This is a genomic window from Virgisporangium aurantiacum, from assembly GCF_016863635.1.
Classification (GTDB): domain Bacteria; phylum Actinomycetota; class Actinomycetes; order Mycobacteriales; family Micromonosporaceae; genus Virgisporangium; species Virgisporangium aurantiacum.
This window is the reverse complement of sequence record NZ_BOPG01000048.1, coordinates 130,823-148,557: the sequence shown is the minus strand read 5'-3', so window position 1 is coordinate 148,557 and position 17,735 is coordinate 130,823. Positions and strand designations below refer to the sequence as shown.

Annotated in this window: 15 protein-coding genes; 3 read left to right on the top strand and 12 right to left on the bottom strand. The window is 70.6% G+C overall.

The features are described 5' to 3' along the window. Window positions 1-9 precede the first annotated feature (9 nt). Window positions 10-1,380 carry a 3' terminal RNA ribose 2'-O-methyltransferase Hen1 gene (locus Vau01_RS36140; RefSeq protein WP_204002713.1) on the top strand — a complete coding sequence of 457 codons (1,371 nt, stop codon included), beginning with the start codon at window positions 10-12 and terminating at the stop codon, window positions 1,378-1,380. Then, window positions 1,377-3,887, top strand: a complete 2,511-nt coding sequence (locus Vau01_RS36135; protein ID WP_204002711.1) for a polynucleotide kinase-phosphatase — start codon at window positions 1,377-1,379, stop codon at window positions 3,885-3,887. The genes Vau01_RS36140 and Vau01_RS36135 overlap by 4 nt, the downstream gene beginning before the upstream one ends. Here the strand turns inward: Vau01_RS36135 and Vau01_RS36130 are convergent, their stop codons facing one another. The 8 genes from Vau01_RS36130 to Vau01_RS36095 all read right to left on the bottom strand — a co-directional run bounded on the left by Vau01_RS36130 (window position 3,888) and on the right by Vau01_RS36095 (window position 12,078). Further along, a complete protein-coding gene (locus Vau01_RS36130) occupies window positions 3,888-4,652 on the bottom strand; it encodes a DedA family protein (RefSeq protein WP_204002700.1) in 765 nt (254 codons plus the stop codon). It lies immediately after the preceding gene. Further along, window positions 4,649-5,341 (bottom strand): class II aldolase/adducin family protein, encoded by a 693-nt coding sequence (locus Vau01_RS36125; RefSeq protein WP_204002697.1) that lies wholly within the window; start codon window positions 5,339-5,341, stop codon window positions 4,649-4,651. Before Vau01_RS36125 ends, Vau01_RS36130 begins: the two co-directional genes overlap by 4 nt. Window positions 5,342-5,344: 3 nt before the next feature. Then, entirely contained in the window at window positions 5,345-5,689 is a 345-nt protein-coding gene (locus Vau01_RS36120; protein ID WP_203926179.1) for an ArsR/SmtB family transcription factor, read from the bottom strand. A 94-nt stretch (window positions 5,690-5,783) separates the two neighbouring features. Further along, a complete protein-coding gene (pyrE, locus tag Vau01_RS36115) occupies window positions 5,784-6,323 on the bottom strand; it encodes an orotate phosphoribosyltransferase (RefSeq protein ID WP_204002694.1) in 540 nt (179 codons plus the stop codon). A gap of 182 nt (window positions 6,324-6,505) precedes the next feature. Further along, window positions 6,506-7,360: an SDR family NAD(P)-dependent oxidoreductase gene (locus Vau01_RS36110; protein WP_204002691.1), complete on the bottom strand. Its 855-nt coding sequence runs from the start codon at window positions 7,358-7,360 to the stop codon at window positions 6,506-6,508. Between the two features lie 37 nt (window positions 7,361-7,397). Then, entirely contained in the window at window positions 7,398-8,129 is a 732-nt protein-coding gene (locus Vau01_RS36105; RefSeq protein ID WP_204002686.1) for a hypothetical protein, read from the bottom strand. Window positions 8,130-8,310: 181 nt separating this feature from the next. After that, window positions 8,311-10,902 (bottom strand): ATP-dependent chaperone ClpB, encoded by a 2,592-nt coding sequence (clpB, locus tag Vau01_RS36100; RefSeq protein ID WP_204002683.1) that lies wholly within the window; start codon window positions 10,900-10,902, stop codon window positions 8,311-8,313. Between the two features lie 51 nt (window positions 10,903-10,953). Further along, the gene (locus tag Vau01_RS36095; RefSeq protein ID WP_204002658.1) at window positions 10,954-12,078 is read right to left on the bottom strand and encodes a WD40/YVTN/BNR-like repeat-containing protein; all 1,125 of its coding nucleotides are present in this window, start codon (window positions 12,076-12,078) and stop codon (window positions 10,954-10,956) included. A gap of 159 nt (window positions 12,079-12,237) precedes the next feature. On the opposite strand from Vau01_RS36095, the gene Vau01_RS36090 reads away from it, so the two are divergent. After that, window positions 12,238-12,672 carry a hypothetical protein gene (locus tag Vau01_RS36090; RefSeq protein WP_204002655.1) on the top strand — a complete coding sequence of 145 codons (435 nt, stop codon included), beginning with the start codon at window positions 12,238-12,240 and terminating at the stop codon, window positions 12,670-12,672. Here the strand turns inward: Vau01_RS36090 and Vau01_RS36085 are convergent. The 4 genes from Vau01_RS36085 to dnaK are packed head-to-tail and all read right to left on the bottom strand — an operon-like array spanning window position 12,665 to window position 16,922. Beyond that, a complete protein-coding gene (locus tag Vau01_RS36085; RefSeq protein ID WP_275423991.1) occupies window positions 12,665-13,066 on the bottom strand; it encodes a heat shock protein transcriptional repressor HspR in 402 nt (133 codons plus the stop codon). The two genes, Vau01_RS36090 and Vau01_RS36085, sit on opposite strands and share 8 nt — an antisense overlap. Next, on the bottom strand, window positions 13,063-14,265 hold the full coding sequence (dnaJ, locus tag Vau01_RS36080; protein WP_204002653.1) for a molecular chaperone DnaJ: 1,203 nt from the start codon (window positions 14,263-14,265) through the stop codon (window positions 13,063-13,065). The genes Vau01_RS36085 and dnaJ overlap by 4 nt, the downstream gene beginning before the upstream one ends. Before the next feature lie 24 nt (window positions 14,266-14,289). Beyond that, on the bottom strand, window positions 14,290-15,009 hold the full coding sequence (locus Vau01_RS36075) for a nucleotide exchange factor GrpE (RefSeq protein WP_204002651.1): 720 nt from the start codon (window positions 15,007-15,009) through the stop codon (window positions 14,290-14,292). After that, on the bottom strand, window positions 15,006-16,922 hold the full coding sequence (dnaK, locus tag Vau01_RS36070) for a molecular chaperone DnaK (RefSeq protein ID WP_204002648.1): 1,917 nt from the start codon (window positions 16,920-16,922) through the stop codon (window positions 15,006-15,008). Before dnaK ends, Vau01_RS36075 begins: the two co-directional genes overlap by 4 nt. Window positions 16,923-17,735 lie beyond the last annotated feature (813 nt).

Sequence of the window (17,735 nt, the reverse complement as noted above, 5' to 3'; positions counted from 1 at the left end):
GTTACGCGCGTGCTGCTCACGATCTCGACGACTCTGAAGCCCGCGACCGATCTCGGCTTCCTGCTGGTCAAGCACCCCGACCGGGTGCACGAGTTCACCGTGAGCACCGGCCGGGCGTACGTCTGCTACCCCGAAGCCGACGAGAACCGCTGCACGGCCGCCCTGGTGCTCGACATCGACCCGGCCGCGCTGCGCACCCGGGGCCGCGAGCGCCCCGACGACTTCACGCTGGGCCGGTTCGTCAACGACCGCCCGTACGCCGCCTCCAGCCTGCTCTCGGCCGCCATCGCGCAGGTGTTCCGCAGCGCGCTGCGCGGCACCTCGAAGGATCGCCCCGACCTCGCCGCCACACCGGTGCCCCTCGAGTTGCGCCTGCCGGCGCTCCGCTGCCGCGGCGGAACCGAACTGGCGGAGGAACTCTTCGCGCCCCTGGGCTGGGCCGTCACCGCACAGCAGCTCGGCGACACCCGGTACGTCGACCTCACGCTGGCGGGCACCCAGCGGATGGCCGATGCGCTGAACCAGATCTACGTCCTCTTGCCCGTTCTCGACGACGCCAAGCACTACTGGGTCGCCCCCGACGAGGTCGACAAGCTGCTGCGGGCCGGCACCGGGTGGCTCGCCGGGCACCCGAAGCGCGCGCTGATCGCCCGGCGCTACCTCGCGCACCGGCGGTCGCTCGCAACCGAAGCTCTCGCCCGCCTCACGGATGAGGCCGACGACTCGGTCGAAGCGGTGCCCGCCGAAACGGACGAAGACGCCGAACTCCCCGAGACCGCCAAGAAGGAGCCGCTGGCCCTGCAGCGCCGCCGCGCGGTCATCCAGGCACTGGTCGACGCTGGCGCACAGCGCGTGCTCGACCTCGGCTGCGGCGGGGGAGCGCTGCTCGTCGACCTCGTCGGCGACCGCCGCTACACCGAGATCGTCGGCGTCGACGTCTCGACGGTCGCGCTGGCCATGGCCGGCCGGCGGCTGCGCCTCGACCGGCTGCCCGAGCGTCAGCAGGGCCGCATCAAGCTGCTCCAGGGTGCCCTGACCTACCGCGACGACCGCCTCAAGGGCTACGACGCCGCGGTGCTGATGGAGGTCATCGAGCACCTCGACGAACCGCGGCTCCCCGCGCTGGCCGACGCGGTGTTCGGGCACGCCGTACCGGACACCGTCATCGTCACCACACCGAACGTGGAGTACAACGTGCGTTACGAGGGGCTGACCGGCCTGCGCCACCACGACCACCGCTTCGAATGGAATCGCGCCGCGTTCGCCGCCTGGTGCGCCGGCGTCGCGGCCGACCACGGCTACTCCGTCGAGGTCACCGGCGTCGGCGACGCCGACCCGGAGGTTGGCGCACCGACCCAGATGGCGGTATTCACCCGATGAACATCACCCTGCCCGACCTCTGCCTGGTCGTCCTCGTCGGGCCCTCCGGGTCCGGCAAGAGCACGTTCGCGCGGCAGCACTTCCTGCCCACGCAGGTGCTCTCGTCCGACACGTTCCGCGCCATGCTCGCCGACGACGAGAACGACCAGTCGGTCACCGCCGAGGCGTTCGAGCTGCTGCACGACGTCGCCGGTCGCCGCCTGCGTGCCGGCCGGCTCACCGTGGTCGACGCCACCAACGTGCAGGACCACGCCCGCGCCCAGCTGGTCGCCGTGGCCAAGGCGCACGACGTGCTCCCGGTCGCGATCGTGCTGAACACGCCGGAAGGCGTGTGCTGGGAACGCACCGAGGCGCGGCCCGACCGCGACTTCGGCCGCAACGTGGTCACCCGGCAGAGCCGCGACCTCCGCCGGTCGATCGGCCGGCTGCAGCGCGAGGGCTTCCGGTCGGTCCATGTCATCAACCATGGAGACGTCGTGGAGCGCATCGGCTACGAGCGCCTCTACAACGACCGGCGCGACCTCACCGGCCCGTTCGACATCATCGGCGACGTGCACGGTTGCCACACCGAGCTGGTCACGCTGCTGCGGAACCTCGGCTACGCGGTGCGCGCCGACGGCGCCGAGCACCCCGACGGGCGCACGGCGGTGTTCGTCGGCGACCTGGTCGACCGCGGCCCCGACACCCCGGGCGTGCTGCGGCTGGTGATGGGCATGGTCGCCGCCGGCACTGCCCTGTGCGTGGCCGGCAACCACGAGGAGAAGCTGCTGCGCAAGCTGCGCGGCCGCACGGTACGGGTGTCGCACGGCCTGGCCGAGACGCTGGAGCAGCTGGCGGCGTCGCCCGTCGACGACCTGGAGCCGTTCCTGTCCAACCTCATCAGCCACTACGTGCTCGACGGCGGGAAGCTCGTCGTGGCGCACGCCGGATGCAAGGAGGCGTACCAGGGCCGCGCGTCGGGTCGGGTGCGGGCGTTCTGCCTGTACGGCGACACCACGGGGGAGACCGACGAGTACGGCCTGCCGGTGCGCTACCCGTGGGCGCAGGACTACCGGGGCCGCGCCGCGGTGGTCTACGGCCACACACCGACCCCTCGGGCGGAATGGATCAACAACACGATCTGCCTCGACACCGGCGCCGTGTTCGGCGGCGCGCTCACCGCGCTGCGGTACCCGGAACGGCAGCTCGTCAGCGTCCCCGCCGAGCGCGAGTACTACGCTCCCGCACGTCCCCTGAAAGAAGCCGGACCGGCCACGAACCTGGATGCGCTGTCCTTGGCCGACCTGACCGGGCGCCGCGTGCTCGACACCGGATACGGCCGGGTGACGGTCGCGGCCGAGAACGCGGCCGCGGCGCTGGAGGTGATGAGCCGGTTCGCGATCGACCCGCGCTGGCTGCGGTGGCTGCCGCCGACGATGGCGCCGTCGTCGACCTCCGACGTCGACGGGTACCTGGAGCACCCGGCCCGCGCGCTGGCCGACTACGCGAAGGTGGGCGTCACCGACGTCGTGTGCCAGGAGAAGCACATGGGGTCGCGCGCCGTCGTGCTGGTGGCCCGCACGTCGGCGGCGGCATCGGCGGCGTTCGGCATCGAGGGTGACGGCGCCGTCTGGACGCGCACCGGCCGCCCGTTCTTCGCCGACGCGGCACCGCTGCTCGCCCGCGTCCGCGCGGCCGTCGACGCGGCGGGGCTGTGGGAGGAACTCGGCACCGACTGGCTGATGCTCGACACCGAGATCATGCCGTGGTCGGCGAAGGCGCAGGGCCTGATCCGCGACCAGTACGCGCCCGTGGGTGCCGCCGCCGGTGCGGCGCTGCCCGCCGCGCTGAACGTGCTCGACGCCACGCTCGCCCGCGACCTGGCCGACCCGGGCGCCGCACCGGTGCTGCGCGCACTGCGCGCCAAGGTCGCCGAGCGCGACGCCAACGCGGCCGGCTTCCGCGCGGTGATCGACCGCTACTGCTGGCCGGTCGACGGGCTGAGCGGCCTGCGCGTGGCGCCGTTCGCGGTGCTCGCCGGCGCCGGCTTCAGCGGCGTCACCCGCGACAACGGCTGGCACCTCGCGCTGGCCGACCGGCTCGTAGCCGCCGACCCCACGCTGTTCGCCACCACCCGTCGCCTCGTGACCACCGTGTCCGATGTGGACACCGTCACCGACTGGTGGCTCGCGCTGACCGGAGAGGGTGGCGAGGGCATGGTGGTCAAGCCGCTCGCGGGCACGGTCCCGGCCCGGCCGGGCACCGGCAAGTCGATCCAGCCCGGCCTGAAATGTCGGGGACGCGAGTACCTGCGCATCATCTACGGCCCCGACTACACCAGCCCCGACCAGCTGTCGAAGCTCCGCCAGCGCGGTCTGGGCCGGAAGTGGGGCCTGGCGCTGCGCGAGTACGGGCTGGGCGTGGCAGCGCTGGAACGCCTCGCGGCCGGCGAGCCGCTGTGGCGCTGCCACGAGCTGGTCTTCGCGATCCTCGCGTGCGAGTCGGAGCCGGTCGACCCCCGGCTCTGACTACTGGGGGCGGCGGGCCTCGTCGAAGTCGGCGCGGTCGATCGACGCCTGGTCGAGTTCCGCCGCGACCCGGGCCTGGCGCTTCTTGTTCCGCCGCTCGCGGATGACCTCGATCAGGATCGGCAGCACCGAGATGAAGACGATCAGCGCCACGGCCGGGAGGATGTACTTGTCGATCTGCCCGTCCGGGATCACGTCGCGGATCTGCTTGGCCAGCGCCCAGCCCGCGATGATGATGCCGTCGGTCCAGAGGACGGCGCCGACGACGTTCCACACGAAGAACTTCTTGGCCGGCATGCCGAGCACGCCCGCCACCGGGTTGAGGAACGTCCGCACGATCGGGATGAAGCGGGCCAGCACCACGGCCTTGGCCGGGCCGAACTTCTGGAAGTAGTACTCGGCCTTGGCCACGTACTCGAGCTTGAAGAACCGCGAGTCCGGACGGGCGAACATCCTCCGTCCGTACTTCGCACCGAGGAAGTGGCCGACCTGCGCACCGGCGATCGCGCAGAGCGGCGCACCGATCAGCAGCCCCACCAGTGACAGCTGCGTGCCGACGAGTTCGTCGGCGACGGGAGAGGCGGCGACCCCGGCCAGGAACAGCAACGAGTCGCCCGGAAGGAAGAATCCGATCAGCAGACCGGTCTCGGCGAACAGGATCACCCAGACGCCGATGAGCCCGAACGTCTTCAGCAGGCCCTTGACGTCGAGCGGGTTGAGGGCGAGTCCGTCGAGGAGGGCGCGGGTCTTCTCGGCGCTATTCACGCTTCAAGACTGTACTTGCCGTGTGCCGGGTCGAAGTCCGGCGGGCAGGACCGCAACTCGGCCCCCCGGCCCAGCGCGAGCGCCGAGTAGGTGAGGCGGGCCGCCTCTTCCAGGCAGAAGACGCGCTTGTGGGCCAGCTCTACGGAGCCGGCCAGAACACAGATGCCATGGTTGGCGAGCACCACACAGTTGGCGCCGTCGCGCACGGCTTCGGCGGCCAGCGCGCCGACCCGTTCGGTGCCGGGCACGGCGAATGGCGTGCGGACCACCTGGCGCACGTAGGCGACATGATCGGTCGTGACCAACCGGACCGGCTCGTCGAGCGCGTCGAGCAACAGCACCGTCTGCGGGTGCAGGTGCACGACGACGTTCGCGTCGGGCCGGGCCCGGTAGGTCGCCAGATGCAGACCGATCTCCGATGACGGCGACGGAGCGGTATGAGCTGCTCCGTCGCCGTTTGCCGTCTCGTCCCACTTATCGAGAACGGCTCCGTCGGAGACGCGGACCCGGGCGAAGGCTGAGGGGTGCAACCTGTCCAGCCACGTGCCCGCACCTGTAATCCAGATTTCGTCGGCGCCGCTGACCCGGGCGGACAGGTTGCCGCCCGAACCAACCACGAGACCGGCCGCTACCGCGGACCGACCCAGAAACGCCAACCGATCACGAAGATCACCGACCGGATAACCCACGCGTCAGCGCGGCGCCTTGCGGGTGGCGCGCTTACGCGGCGGGGTCAGCAGATCGGCAATGGTGCCGATCGCGGTCGGGACCAGGCGGTAGAACGCCCAGACCCCACGCTTCTCCCGCTCAAGCAGCCCGGCCTCCGTAAGAATCCGGAGGTGGTGGCTCACAGTGGGCTGAGAGAGCCCCAGCGGCGCGGTGAGGTCACACACGCACGCCTCGCCATCAGGCGAGGACTGGATCAGGCTCAACAGCCGAAGGCGCGCCGGGTCGGCGAGAGCCTTCAAGACGCCGGCTAGACGCTCGGCATCGGCACGGTCGATCGGTTCGCCGGCAAGCGGCGAAATTTGCGGCATGGTCATTTCGGCCAACGCAGTTCCCACAACCCCTATCCTTCCACCAACCAGCATCGACTCGTCTGCATATCTGCAGGTCCGAATCGACATTTCTTCAAGACTTTAGGCCGAGGTCGGCCAACGAGAACGCGGAGCGGTAGATCATCCCCGCGGCGCGAACGGCATGTTCTGCACCGCGATCGACGATAACCGCTACCCCGGTCACTTCGGCGCTATTCCGTCGTAATGCCTCCACAGCGGTGAGAACACTCCCCCCTGTGGTCGACGTGTCCTCAACGGCCAGGACCCTTCGACCCGTGACATCCGGGCCTTCGATCTGGCGCTGCAGGCCGTGCGTCTTCTCACTTTTACGAACGACAAACGAGTCGAGCTTGCGCCCCTGCGCGGCGGCGGCGTGCATCATCGCGGTCGCCACCGGATCGGCACCCAGGGTGAGCCCGCCCACTGCGTCGTACCCCAGATCCTCGGTGAGCTGAAGCATCACGCGCCCCACGAGGGGCCCACCCGCGTGGTGGAGCGTCACCCGGCGTAGGTCGATGTACCAATCGGCTTCACGACCCGAGGACAGGGTGACCCGGCCATGCACAACTGCGAGTTCCTGAATGAGCCCACGCAGTTCATCGAGGTCGGACATGGTTCGAAGGGTATCTTGATCACCTGTCAGTTAGCTGGCAGATCCGCGCTACCTAACCTGTTCGCGCACCTGGTCCGCCGCTTCGGGCAGTGACGATGACCGTTCGGCGCTCCCGGAGCGGGTGCCGCGCGGGCGCGCACGTCGGGCTCACAGTGGGTGACGCCGGGCGCGGGCACACCGCGTCAGCGCTTGCCCTGCCCGTCCCGACGGCGGGTGGTCTCTTCGCGGTCGAACTGGTCGCGGCCCACGCGCCCACGCACGTCGCGGCCGGCCCTGCGGAGCACCGCACGGGGCAGGTGCCGCATGCCGAACACGACCACCTTGTACTTCCAGTCGGGGACGCTGACCACCTTGCCGCGCCGCAGATCCCGCAGCCCGTCGGCGACCACCCGGTCGGCCGTCAGCCACATCCACTCGGGAGCGCGAGACATGTCGATGCCGGCTCGGGCGTGGAACTCCGTCTTCGTGGTGCCCGGGCACAACGCCGTCACCCGGACCCCGCGCGAACGCACCGACTCCGCCACCGACTCGCTGAAATTGGTGACCCACGCCTTCGACGCCGAGTAGGTGGACCCCGGTACCGGAACACCGAAACCGGCCACCGACGACACGTTGATGATGCCGCCGCGCCCGCGTTCCACCATCCCCGGCAGGGCCGCGAGCGTGAGTCGCATCACTGATGTGACGTTCAACGCCAACAGCCGTTCCTCGTCCTCCACCGTGGACTCGACGAACTGCCGGTTGATACCGATGCCCGCGTTGTTGATGAGCAGGTCGACCGGGCGCTCCCGCAGCTGCTTCTCCACGGCCGCCAGCCCGTCGGCCGTCGTGAGGTCGGCCGGCACGGTTTCCACCGCACCGCCGGAGCCACCCGACCCGGAGCCATCGAGCTCGGCGGCCATCGCGGCAAGCCGCTCGGCGTCGCGCGCGACGAGAACCAGCGCGTACCCCTCCGCCCGCAACGTGCGGGCGAACGCCGCACCGATGCCCGCCGTGGCACCGGTGACAACCGCGAGACCGCGCAAGTGCTCGCTCACGCGCTCGCTCCGCTGGCTCGCTCGCTCACGCGCTCGCTCACAGCGCGGGCGGCGGGTTACCGGTGCCCGGCTGACCCTGCCTGGTATCGGGCTCACCGGATTCGGTGGATGGTGTCGATTCGACGGGTGGCTTGGTGATGTCCACCGATGCCTCCGCCGTGGATCCTTCGGCAGGCGCGGCTTCGGCCGGTGCGGTCTCGGCGCCCGGCGCCGGGTAGTGGGCGCCGGGTACCGGTGGCTCCCAGATCTGCTGCGGACGGCGGAAGTACTCGTTGGCCTTGGGCAGCGCCAGCAGGATGATGCCGGCCGTCGACGCCACGATGCCGACGAACAGCAGCACGTAGTTGACCGGCGTGGTCCAGCCCGGAACGGCGTCTTCGATGCGCCGGGCCAGCTCCTCCTGGTCGACTCCGCCGGTGTTGCCGGCGCCGCCGAACAGGCCGCCCGCCGCGGTGCCGACGAGGCCGATGCCGTTGCAGCACAACAGGAGACCGAGCACGACCCAGGAGATGATGCGGGCCGGCTGGTTGCCCCGGTTGACGAACGCGGCCAGCACCGCGAGCCCGGCCGCGAACAACAGGCCGAGCCCCAGCGAGAAGTAGCTGCCGATCTGGACGCTCGCGATGATCGTGTCGCCGTCGCGCGTGCCCTCGACGTAGTCGCGGGTGGCGTCGAGCGTGGGGCCCATCGTGGCGATCACCACGACGGCACTGAGAATCTGCGTGGCGGCGAGGGCGAACAGGCACCACACGGCCGCGGTGACCTGCACCGGCCGAACAGGGGCTGGCGGGGCTGGCGACTCAGCCGGGAAGGCCATTCGGAATCTCCTCCTCGTGAATATGCCAGCACACGCTATCGACGTCCGCCCCAACGCGCGACCGCCCTGAGAAGGACCCTGTCCTCACCACCAGGTGGGAGGACAGGCAGTCCCAGGACCAGCGGGCCGACGATTACCGGGGATGCGTCACGAGGCCCTTCTTGTCCTCGGCCAGGTCGACGACCACCCGGTCACCGTCCCGCACGACGCCCGCCAGCAGCGCCTTCGCCAACTGGTCACCGATCGCCGTCTGCACGAGGCGGCGCAGCGGGCGGGCCCCGTACACCGGGTCGTATCCGTGACTGGCCAGCCAGTCGCGGGCGGCGTCGCCGACGTCGAGCGTCAGGCGCCGGTCGGCCAAGCGCTTGCCCAATCGAGCAAGCTGGATGTCGACGATCGCGCGGAGGCCGTCGGAGGTCAGGCCCTCGAACACCACGATGTCGTCGAGACGGTTCAGGAACTCGGGCTTGAAATGCGAGCGGACCGTCGACAGCACCGCGTCGCGCACCTGTTCCCCGGTGAGCGTGGGGTCGGCGATGACCGCCGAACCCAGGTTCGACGTGAGAACCAGAATCGCGTTCCGGAAGTCGACCGTGCGGCCCTGCCCGTCGGTGAGCCGTCCGTCGTCGAGCACCTGCAGGAGCACGTCGAACACGTCGGGGTGGGCCTTCTCCACCTCGTCGAGCAGCACCACCGAGTACGGACGCCGGCGCACTGCCTCGGTGAGCTGCCCGCCCTCCTCGTACCCGACGTACCCGGGCGGCGCGCCGAGCAGCCGCGCCACCGAGTGCTTCTCGCCGTACTCGCTCATGTCGATGCGCACCATCGCGCGCTCGTCGTCGAAGAGGAACTCGGCGAGCGCCTTGGCCAACTCGGTCTTGCCGACACCCGTGGGCCCGAGGAACAGGAAGCTGCCGGTCGGCCGGTCGGGGTCGGAGATACCGGCCCGGGCCCGGCGCACGGCGTCGGACACCGCCGACACCGCCTGCGTCTGACCGATGACGCGCGCCTGGAGCGACGACTCCATCCGCAGCAACTTGGCGGTTTCGCCCTCCAGCAGCCGGCCGGCCGGAATGCCGGTCCACGCCGCCACCACCGCGGCGACGTCGTCGGCGCTGACCTCTTCCTTCAACATGGCGCCGCCGGCCTGCAGGGCGGCCAGTTCCTCCTGTGCCGCGGCGACCTCCCGCTCCAGTTGGGGAATCTGGCCGTACTGCAGCTCCGACACCCGCGCCAGGTCGAGATCGCGCTCGGCCCGCTCGGCCTCGCCGCGCAGCTTTTCCAACCCCTCCTTGGCGGAGGAGATCTTCGCGATGTGCTCCTTCTCGGTGCGCCACCGCTCGGTGAGCGCCGCCAACTGCTCGCGCCGCTCGGCCAGTTCGCCGCGCAGACGCTCCAACCGGTGCGCCGACGCCTCGTCGGGCTCCTTGGTGAGCGCCATCTCCTCGATCTCGAGCCGACGCACGACGCGCTCGATCTCGTCGACCTCGGTGGGGCGCGAGTCGATCTCCATGCGCAGCCGCGAGGCCGCCTCGTCGACCAGGTCGATCGCCTTGTCGGGGAGGAACCGGTCGGAGATGTACCGGTCGGACAGCGCGGCCGCCGCCACCAGCGCCGCGTCGGTGATGCGGACGCCGTGGTGCACCTCGTAGCGCTCCTTCAGCCCGCGCAGGATGCCGATGGTGTCCTCGACGCTCGGCTCGCCCACGAAGACCGGCTGGAACCGGCGCTCCAGCGCGGGGTCCTTCTCGATGTGCTCGCGGTACTCGTCGAGCGTGGTGGCGCCCACCATGCGCAACTCGCCCCGGGCGAGCATCGGCTTGAGCATGTTGCCGGCGTCCATCGAGCCCTCGCCCTTGCCTGCGCCGACCACCGTGTGCAGTTCGTCGATGAACGTGATGACGTGGCCGTCGGAGTTCTTGATCTCCTCCAGGACGGACTTCAGGCGCTCCTCGAACTGCCCGCGGTACTGGGCACCGGCGACCATCGCGCTGAGATCGAGGCTCACGAGACGCTTGTCGCGCAGCGACTCCGGCACGTCGCCGGCCACGATGCGCTGGGCCAGCCCTTCGACGATCGCGGTCTTGCCGACGCCGGGCTCGCCGATCAGTACCGGGTTGTTCTTCGTACGGCGGCTCAGCACCTGGATGACGCGGCGGATCTCGGAGTCACGACCGATCACCGGGTCGACCTTGCCGTCGCGGGCCCGCGCGGTGAGATCGAGGCCGTACTTCTCCAGCGCCTGGTAGGTGGCCTCGGGATCCTGGTTGGTGACCCGCCGCTCGCCGCCCCGCACCAGCGGGAACGCGGCAACCAGCGCCTCCTCGGTGGCACCGGCCTGCTTCAGCGTTTCGGCCACCGGGCCGCCGACGCGGGCGAGGCCGGCCAGCAGGTGCTCGGTGGACGTGTACTCGTCGCCCATCGGCCGCGCGATCTGCTCGGCGGCACCGATCGCGTTGGCGAACTCGCGGGCGAGGGTGGGCTCCGTGACGCTGGAACCCTTGACCGTGGGCAACCGGTCGATCGCCTTGACCGCGGCCCGCCGCACGTCGGCGGCGTTGGCACCGGCGGCCCGCAGCAACGCCGACGCGGTGGATCCGCCGGTGTCGAGCAGCGCCAGAAGCAGGTGCCAGGCCTCGACCGTGGCGTGACCCCGCTGGGTTGCCGTGGCGACAGCCGCGGAGATCACCTCGCGGCTCTTGGTGGTGAGACGTTCGGCGTTCATGGGCTCCCCGGAAGAATTTCGAGTGAATGGTTGAGCGTACCTCGCTCAACTTTACCACTGCGGGTCGACCGTGATCCGGCTCCAGAGGCGCGCCGCCGCGTCTCCCGTTCCCAACCAGACATCCGACGGCGCCGTCGACGTCATCAGCGTCCCGTCGCCGAGCAGACGCACGGAGAGCGCGTTCGACGGCCGGTCGGCGTTGCGGAACTCCCCGTCGGCGTACAGGTAGCTGAACCGGGTGCTCGCCACCGCCAGCACCCGCTGGCCCACCGCGACCTCGCCGAGTTGACGCGCGTTGACGGCGATGCCGCGCTTCACCTCCCGCCACCCGGCCGGCTCCCACAGGTAGACGGTGAGCGACTCGGCGGTGTTGGCGAGCAGCCAGACATCCTTGCCATCCGGGGACACCGACAGCGAAACGGACAGCGACGTCGCGTTGGCGGGCGGCCCAGGAGCCGGCACGGTGACCGGGCCGCCGAGCGGCGTCCAGGTGTGTCCGCCGTCGGCGCTGGTGGCGGTCGTGACCACCGCTCCCGCGGCGGACGCGGCGAAGAGCCTGCCGTCGGACCCACGCGAGACGCCGCGCAGCTCACCGGGCAGCGGCGGCTGGACCGGCGCCGGCACACCGTCCAGCAGCAGGACGCGCGGGCACTCCTGCTTCCGCTCGACGCAGCCGACGCTCGGGCCGCGGGCGTAATCGGCCGGCCCCGGCTCGTCACCGGCTCCACCGCGGACGAACGTGCGCCCGCTGTCGGTCGACCGGAACCAGCCCCCCGGTCGCGCCGAGACGATGATCGTTCCCGCGTCGACGAGCCAGAAGTTCACCGAGTCCGCCCGCTCGAACGGCAGGGTCCGCTCCAGCCAACTCTGGCCGCCGTCGAACGTGACGAAGAGGGCGCCGCCGCACACCTGGGCGCAACCGGTGAACAACACGTAACCGGTGTACGCGGTCGCGAACTCCATGACCTGCGGACGCAGCCCTTCGGCGACCGCCAGTTCACTGTGCCGCTCGAACGACGCCCGCAGCACCGGGCCCGTCGGCGCCGACGGAGCGCGCCGGCTGGCGTCCACCGTGGGCTTTTCCTCGGGATCGCACGACCCCGCGCCCCCGACGGCCAGCACCACGACGGCGGCCAGGACGGCCGCCGGTCGGCGCAGACCAGGACGAGCCGGCACGGTTCCCATTGTGCGGGACTTTGCTGAATGCGCCCGCGTCGCTCGCGCGGACCCCGGGCCTGGGCCTTCCGCCGACGCGGCGGTTCGGGCTACGGTTGGCCAGGCCCGAATACCGCGTAGATCAGGCAGATTAGGGCAAACCTGCGCCGAGGAGTACCGGTGAGTACGCAGCAGCAAGCGTTCCGGGGTTTCGCGAATCCCGTCGACCCGCAGCCGGCCGAGTTGAGAGCCTGGGCGTACCACCCCGACTCGGTGCGACTCGACACGATGCCCCGGGAATGGGACATCCTGGTCGCGTCCAACGACAAGCTCACCGAGACGCTGTTCGCGCTGGCCTCCGACGTCTCCTGCCCGGCCCGCCGGTTCGCGCTGCACTGCCTGTACATCTTCGCCGCCGACGCGATCCGCACCGGCTTCCGCGCGCACAAGAAGTCGAAGGTGCGCAAGTACGTCGAACAGGCCGAGGAGCGGGGCGACGCCCCACTCGCCGGCTGGGCGCACAACGTACGGGTGCTGCAACGGCGTCCCGACCTGTTCGACTACTACGACTGGAACGAGGGCGGCCTGGTGCGCAACCCCCGCCGCATCACGTAGAGCGCCAGATCACGACCGAGCGCTGGGCGTTGCGCCGCACCAGGTCGCGGCTCGGGAAGCCGGCCGAACCGGCCTCCGCCAGCATCCGGTGGGCGTCTTCGAGGGCCTGCTCCAACTGGGCGACCCGCTGCTGCAGTTGCTCGGCCCACTGCTCCAGCTCGATGACCCGCTTGATGCCGGCGAGGTTGACGCCCTCCTCCTGGGAGAGCCGCTGCACCTCGCGCAGCAGAGCGACGTCGCGGGCGCTGTAACGGCGCCCGCCACCCGCGGTGCGCTGCGGCTGGACGAGGCCGAGCCGGTCGTACTGCCGCAGCGTCTGCGGGTGCATGCCGGCCATCCGGGCCGCCACCGAGATGATGAGGACCTTCGCCTCGGGTTCGAACTGCGGCGTCACGACGTCCTCCGTCCCTTCGACAACTCCGCCTCGATCCGCTCCCGGGCCGCCGGAGCGGTGTGGGTGGCGAACTCCTCCATCGCCTTGCGCGCCTCGGGGGACAGCTCCTTGGGAACCTGTACATCGATGGTGACCAGCAGGTCGCCCGGCGTCGAGCTCTTCCGGGGAACGCCACGGCCGCGAACCCGGAGCACCCGGCCACTCGGGGTACCCGGAGGCACCCGCACGGTCACCTGACCGTCGAGCGTGGGTACCACGAGGTCGACACCGAGCGTCGCCTCGGCGACGGTGACCGGCACGGTGATGCCGAGGTTCTGCCCGGACCGCGTGAACAACGCGTGCGGCTTGACGCGCACCAGCACGTACAGGTCGCCCGCGATGCCACCCCGTTCGCCCGGTTCGCCCCGACCGCTGAGGCGGATGCGCTGGCCGTCGTCGACGCCCGGCGGGATCCGCACGGTGAGCGTGCGGGGCTTGGTGACGACGCCGGTTCCCCGGCAGTCGCCGCACTTCTCGTCGACGACGGTGCCGACGCCCTGGCACTCCCGGCACGGCTCGGAGAACTGGAACGCGCCCTGGTTCGTGGAGACCAGGCCCACCCCGTTGCACTTCGGGCAGGTGCGCGGCTCGGTGCCCGGCTTGGCACCGCTGCCGTGGCAGTTCTCGCACGGGCCGGGCGCCCGCAGCGTCAACGGCAGGGTCGCCCCCTGGACCGCCTCCTCGAACCCGAGCGCCAACTCGGCCTCGACGTCGCGGCCGCGGGCCGGGCCGCCGCGCCGGGCGGCGCTGTTGCCCTGGAAGAGCGAACCGAACAGGTCACCGAAGCCGCCGCCGAACCGGCCCCGATCGCCGGAACCGGCGCCGGCGGTGCCGGTTCCCTGGTTCCCGAACAGGTCACCGAGGTCGAACGGCACGCTGCTGGTGCCGCCGCCGGACCGGGCGTTGCGCCGCATCGCGCCGCCGCCGAACAGCGAGCGCGTGTCGTCGTACTCCTTGCGCTTCGCCGGATCGGAGAGCACCGCGTTCGCTTCCGAGACGTCCTTGAACTTCGTCTCGGCGGCCTTGTCGCCCGGGTTCCGGTCGGGGTGCAGCTCACGCGCGAGCTTGCGGTAGGCCTTCTTGATGTCGTCGGCGGAGGCGGACCGGGTGACCCCGAGCACCTTGTAGTAGTCCTTTTCCAGCCAGTCCTTGGAACTCACCCGATCGCACCTCCTTCAGCCTTTTTATTCGGGGTCGGCAACTTCGACCATCGCCGGCCGCAACAGCCGCTCACCCAGCAGGTAACCGCGCCGCATCACGGACACGCACGACGGCTCGGTGACCTCGGCCGACGTGCGGTGCGCGACCGCCTCGTGCCGGGTCGGGTCGAACGCGTCACCCTTCGATCCGAACGGGGTCAGACCGAACTTGCTCAACCCCGCCGTCAACTGGTCGGCGACCGCACCGAACGGCCCGGTCAGGTCACCGTGCTCCCGGGCCCGATCAAGATCATCGAGGACCGGGAGCAGCACTCCGAGTACCTCCGCGATCCCGTCGTTGCGGGCATTGGCGTTGTCGCGGGCGACCCGCTTGCGGTAGTTGGCGTACTCGGCCGTGATCCGCTGCAGGTCACGGATCCGCTCGTCGATCTCGGTACGCAGCGCACCGATCTCGGCCGCGGCCGAAGCCTGGGCGTTGCCGCCGGCGACCTCGTTGTCGTCGGCGGCCCCGCTGCCTTTGACCGCCTCGGCGAGCTTGTCGCCGTGCGGCTTCTCCGGGCTGCCCGGCCCGTCCGGGGCGGCGTGCTTGCCCGCCCCGGGCCGGGCGTGCTTTCCGGCGTCGTCACCGGCAGCCGCCGACTCCGACGGCTCAGGCCTTTCGTCGGCGGCCGGGTCGACAGTGGCCTCCGGATCGCCGGCGGCCTCGGTCGGCGGTGCTTCCGAAGAACGTCGGCTGTGGGTCACTTCTTGTCGTCCTCGTCGATGATCTCGGCGTCGACCACGTCGTCGGCGGCATCCGACTTCGTGAACGACGGGCCGCCGGTGCTCTCACCCGCGCCGGGCGTGCCACCGAAACCGGCGTCACCGAACGGGGTGTCGCCCGTGGCGCCGCCACCACCGGCCGCGGCCTGCTGCGCCGCCTGGGCCTGCTGGTAGATCGCGGTGCCGGCCTTCTGCGAGGCCTCCGACAGCTTCTCGTGCGCCGCCTTGATCTTGTCAGTGTCCTGGCCGCCGAGGGCCGCCCGCAGATCGCCGAGCGCCTCGTTGATCTCCGTCTTGCTGTCTTCGGGGATCTTGTCGCCGTTCTCGGCCAGGAACTTCTCGGTCTGCCACTGCAGGGCCTCGGCGACGTTGCGGGTCTCCGCCTCCTCGCGGCGGCGCTTGTCGTCGTCGGCGTGGTCCTGCGCGTCGCGCATCATGCGCTCGATGTCGTCCTTCGGCAGCGACGAGCCGCCGGTGATCGTCATCGACTGCTCCTTGCCGGTGCCGAGGTCCTTCGCACCCACGTGCACGATGCCGTTGGCGTCGATGTCGAACGTGACCTCGATCTGCGGGACGCCGCGCGGCGCCGGCGCGATGCCGGTGAGCTCGAACGTTCCGAGCTTCTTGTTGTACGCGGCCATCTCGCGCTCGCCCTGGTACACCTGGATCAGCACGGACGGCTGGTTGTCGTCGGCCGTCGTGTAGACCTCGGAGCGCTTGGTCGGGATCGTGGTGTTGCGCTCGACCAGCTTGTGCATGATGCCGCCCTTGGTCTCGATACCGAGCGACAGCGGCGTGACGTCGAGCAGCAGGACGTCCTTGACCTCACCCTTGAGCACACCGGCCTGCAGGGTCGCGCCGAGCGCGACGACCTCGTCCGGGTTCACGCCCTTGTTCGGCTCCTTGCCGGTGAGCTCCTTGACCAGGTCGCTCACCGCGGGCATCCGGGTGGACCCGCCGACCAGGATCACGTGGTCGATGGCGGAGACGCTCACCCCGGCGTCCTTGATCGCCTGGTGGAACGGGTTCTTGCACCGGTCGAGCAGGTCCTGCGTCATGCGCTGGAACTCCGAGCGCGACAGGTTGACGTCGAGGTGCAGCGGGCCGGACTGGCTCGCCGTGATGTACGGCAGGTTCACCGTGGTGGTGGTGGCCGCCGACAGCTCGATCTTGGCCTTCTCGGCCGCTTCACGGAGCCGCTGGAGGGCCATCTTGTCCTGCGACAGGTCGATGCCGTGCTGGCCGCGGAACGTCTTGACCAGGTGGTCGATGATCCGCTGGTCCCAGTCGTCACCACCGAGGTGGTTGTCGCCGCTGGTGCTCTTCACCTCGATGACGCCCTCGCCCAGTTCGAGCAGCGAGACGTCGAAGGTGCCGCCACCGAGGTCGAAGACCAGAACGGTCTCCTCCTTGGAGCCCTTGTCGAGCCCGTAGGCGAGTGCCGCCGCCGTCGGCTCGTTGACGATGCGCGAGACCGTGAAGCCCGCGATCTCGCCGGCCTCCTTGGTGGCCTGCCGCTGGGCGTCGTTGAAGTACGCGGGGACGGTGATCACCGCGTCGCTGATCGTCTCACCGAGGTAGGCCTCGGCGTCGCGCTTGAGCTTCATGAGGACCCGCGCGGAGATCTCCTGCGGGGTGTACTTCTTGCTGTCGATGTCGATGGACCACTTCGTGCCCATCTCGCGCTTGACCGACCTGATGGTCCGGTCCGGGTTGGTGACCGCTTGGCGCTTGGCGACCTCGCCGACCAGCACCTCGCCGTTGCGAGCGAACGCGACGATGGACGGCGTCGTCCGCGACCCTTCGGCGTTGGCGATGACGGTGGGCTCGCCACCTTCCAGGACGGCCACCACCGAGTTGGTGGTACCTAGGTCGATGCCGACCGCACGTGCCATGGTGGTTGATCCCCCAAGAGAGAATTCGGATGAAGTTGAGCGTGCTGGACTCAAGATTAGGAGTTGAGTCCGACAGGCGCAAGTATGCCCCCTCCTCACAACCTGTGAGTCCCGGTACATCCGGTCGGTGCCCATGAGACGCCCGTCTACCAGGGAATATGGCGGGGATGTTGCGCCTAGTCGTTGACCGTGTCCGGATCGTATTGACTAACGGTGCGGGTTGGACTGTTGCGGATGACCCTGATCGGGCAACCTGTACACCGTGACGTCGCCGAACGATCCCGCACCGCTGGCCGAACCGGCCCGCCCGCGTTCGGTGACGCCGGTCCCGTTGGCCCGGCGCACCACCAAACCCGCACCACCCCCGGCCGGTCTGCCACCCTCGGGGCCGCCGTCACCGGCCGGACCCCCACCGAACGAATCGACCGGGCCGGATACCGAGGCCCGCCCGACCGAGGCACCGCTCAAGCCGGCCAGGACCGCACCCCCGGAGCGCACGGCCCCGAAGCCCGGGGAACCGAAGCCCGGGGAACCGGAGCCCGAGGCATCTGAACCCGAGGCAACGGCAACGGGGTCGCCGGCAGGCGGGGCGGCAGAGCCCGAGGCGCCGGCGGACGAGGTTGCGCCGGAGGCGGGATCACCCGCCACGGCTCCGGCGCCCACGGCGCTGCGGGCCGCCCGGTCGACCGCCGCGGCCACGCCGCCGCTCGTGCCGGCACCGGCCGTCCGGCCGACCGTGCCGCCCCAGGTTCCGGCTCCCGGCGCGACGCCTCCGCCGTGGCCCCTCACGACCAGGACGGCACCGGCCACTCC

What these genes read in the sequence shown, in the direction of transcription:
- pyrE (WP_204002694.1), bottom strand. Translation starts at nt 6,323, where the DNA reads ATGTCCGACCTCGATGAACTGCGTGGGCTCATTCAGGAACTCGCAGTT.
- dnaK (WP_204002648.1), bottom strand. Translation starts at nt 16,922, where the DNA reads ATGGCACGTGCGGTCGGCATCGACCTAGGTACCACCAACTCGGTGGTG.
- Vau01_RS36120 (WP_203926179.1), bottom strand. Translation starts at nt 5,689, where the DNA reads ATGCCGCAAATTTCGCCGCTTGCCGGCGAACCGATCGACCGTGCCGAT.
- Vau01_RS36135 (WP_204002711.1), top strand. Translation starts at nt 1,377, where the DNA reads ATGAACATCACCCTGCCCGACCTCTGCCTGGTCGTCCTCGTCGGGCCC.
- clpB (WP_204002683.1), bottom strand. Translation starts at nt 10,902, where the DNA reads ATGAACGCCGAACGTCTCACCACCAAGAGCCGCGAGGTGATCTCCGCG.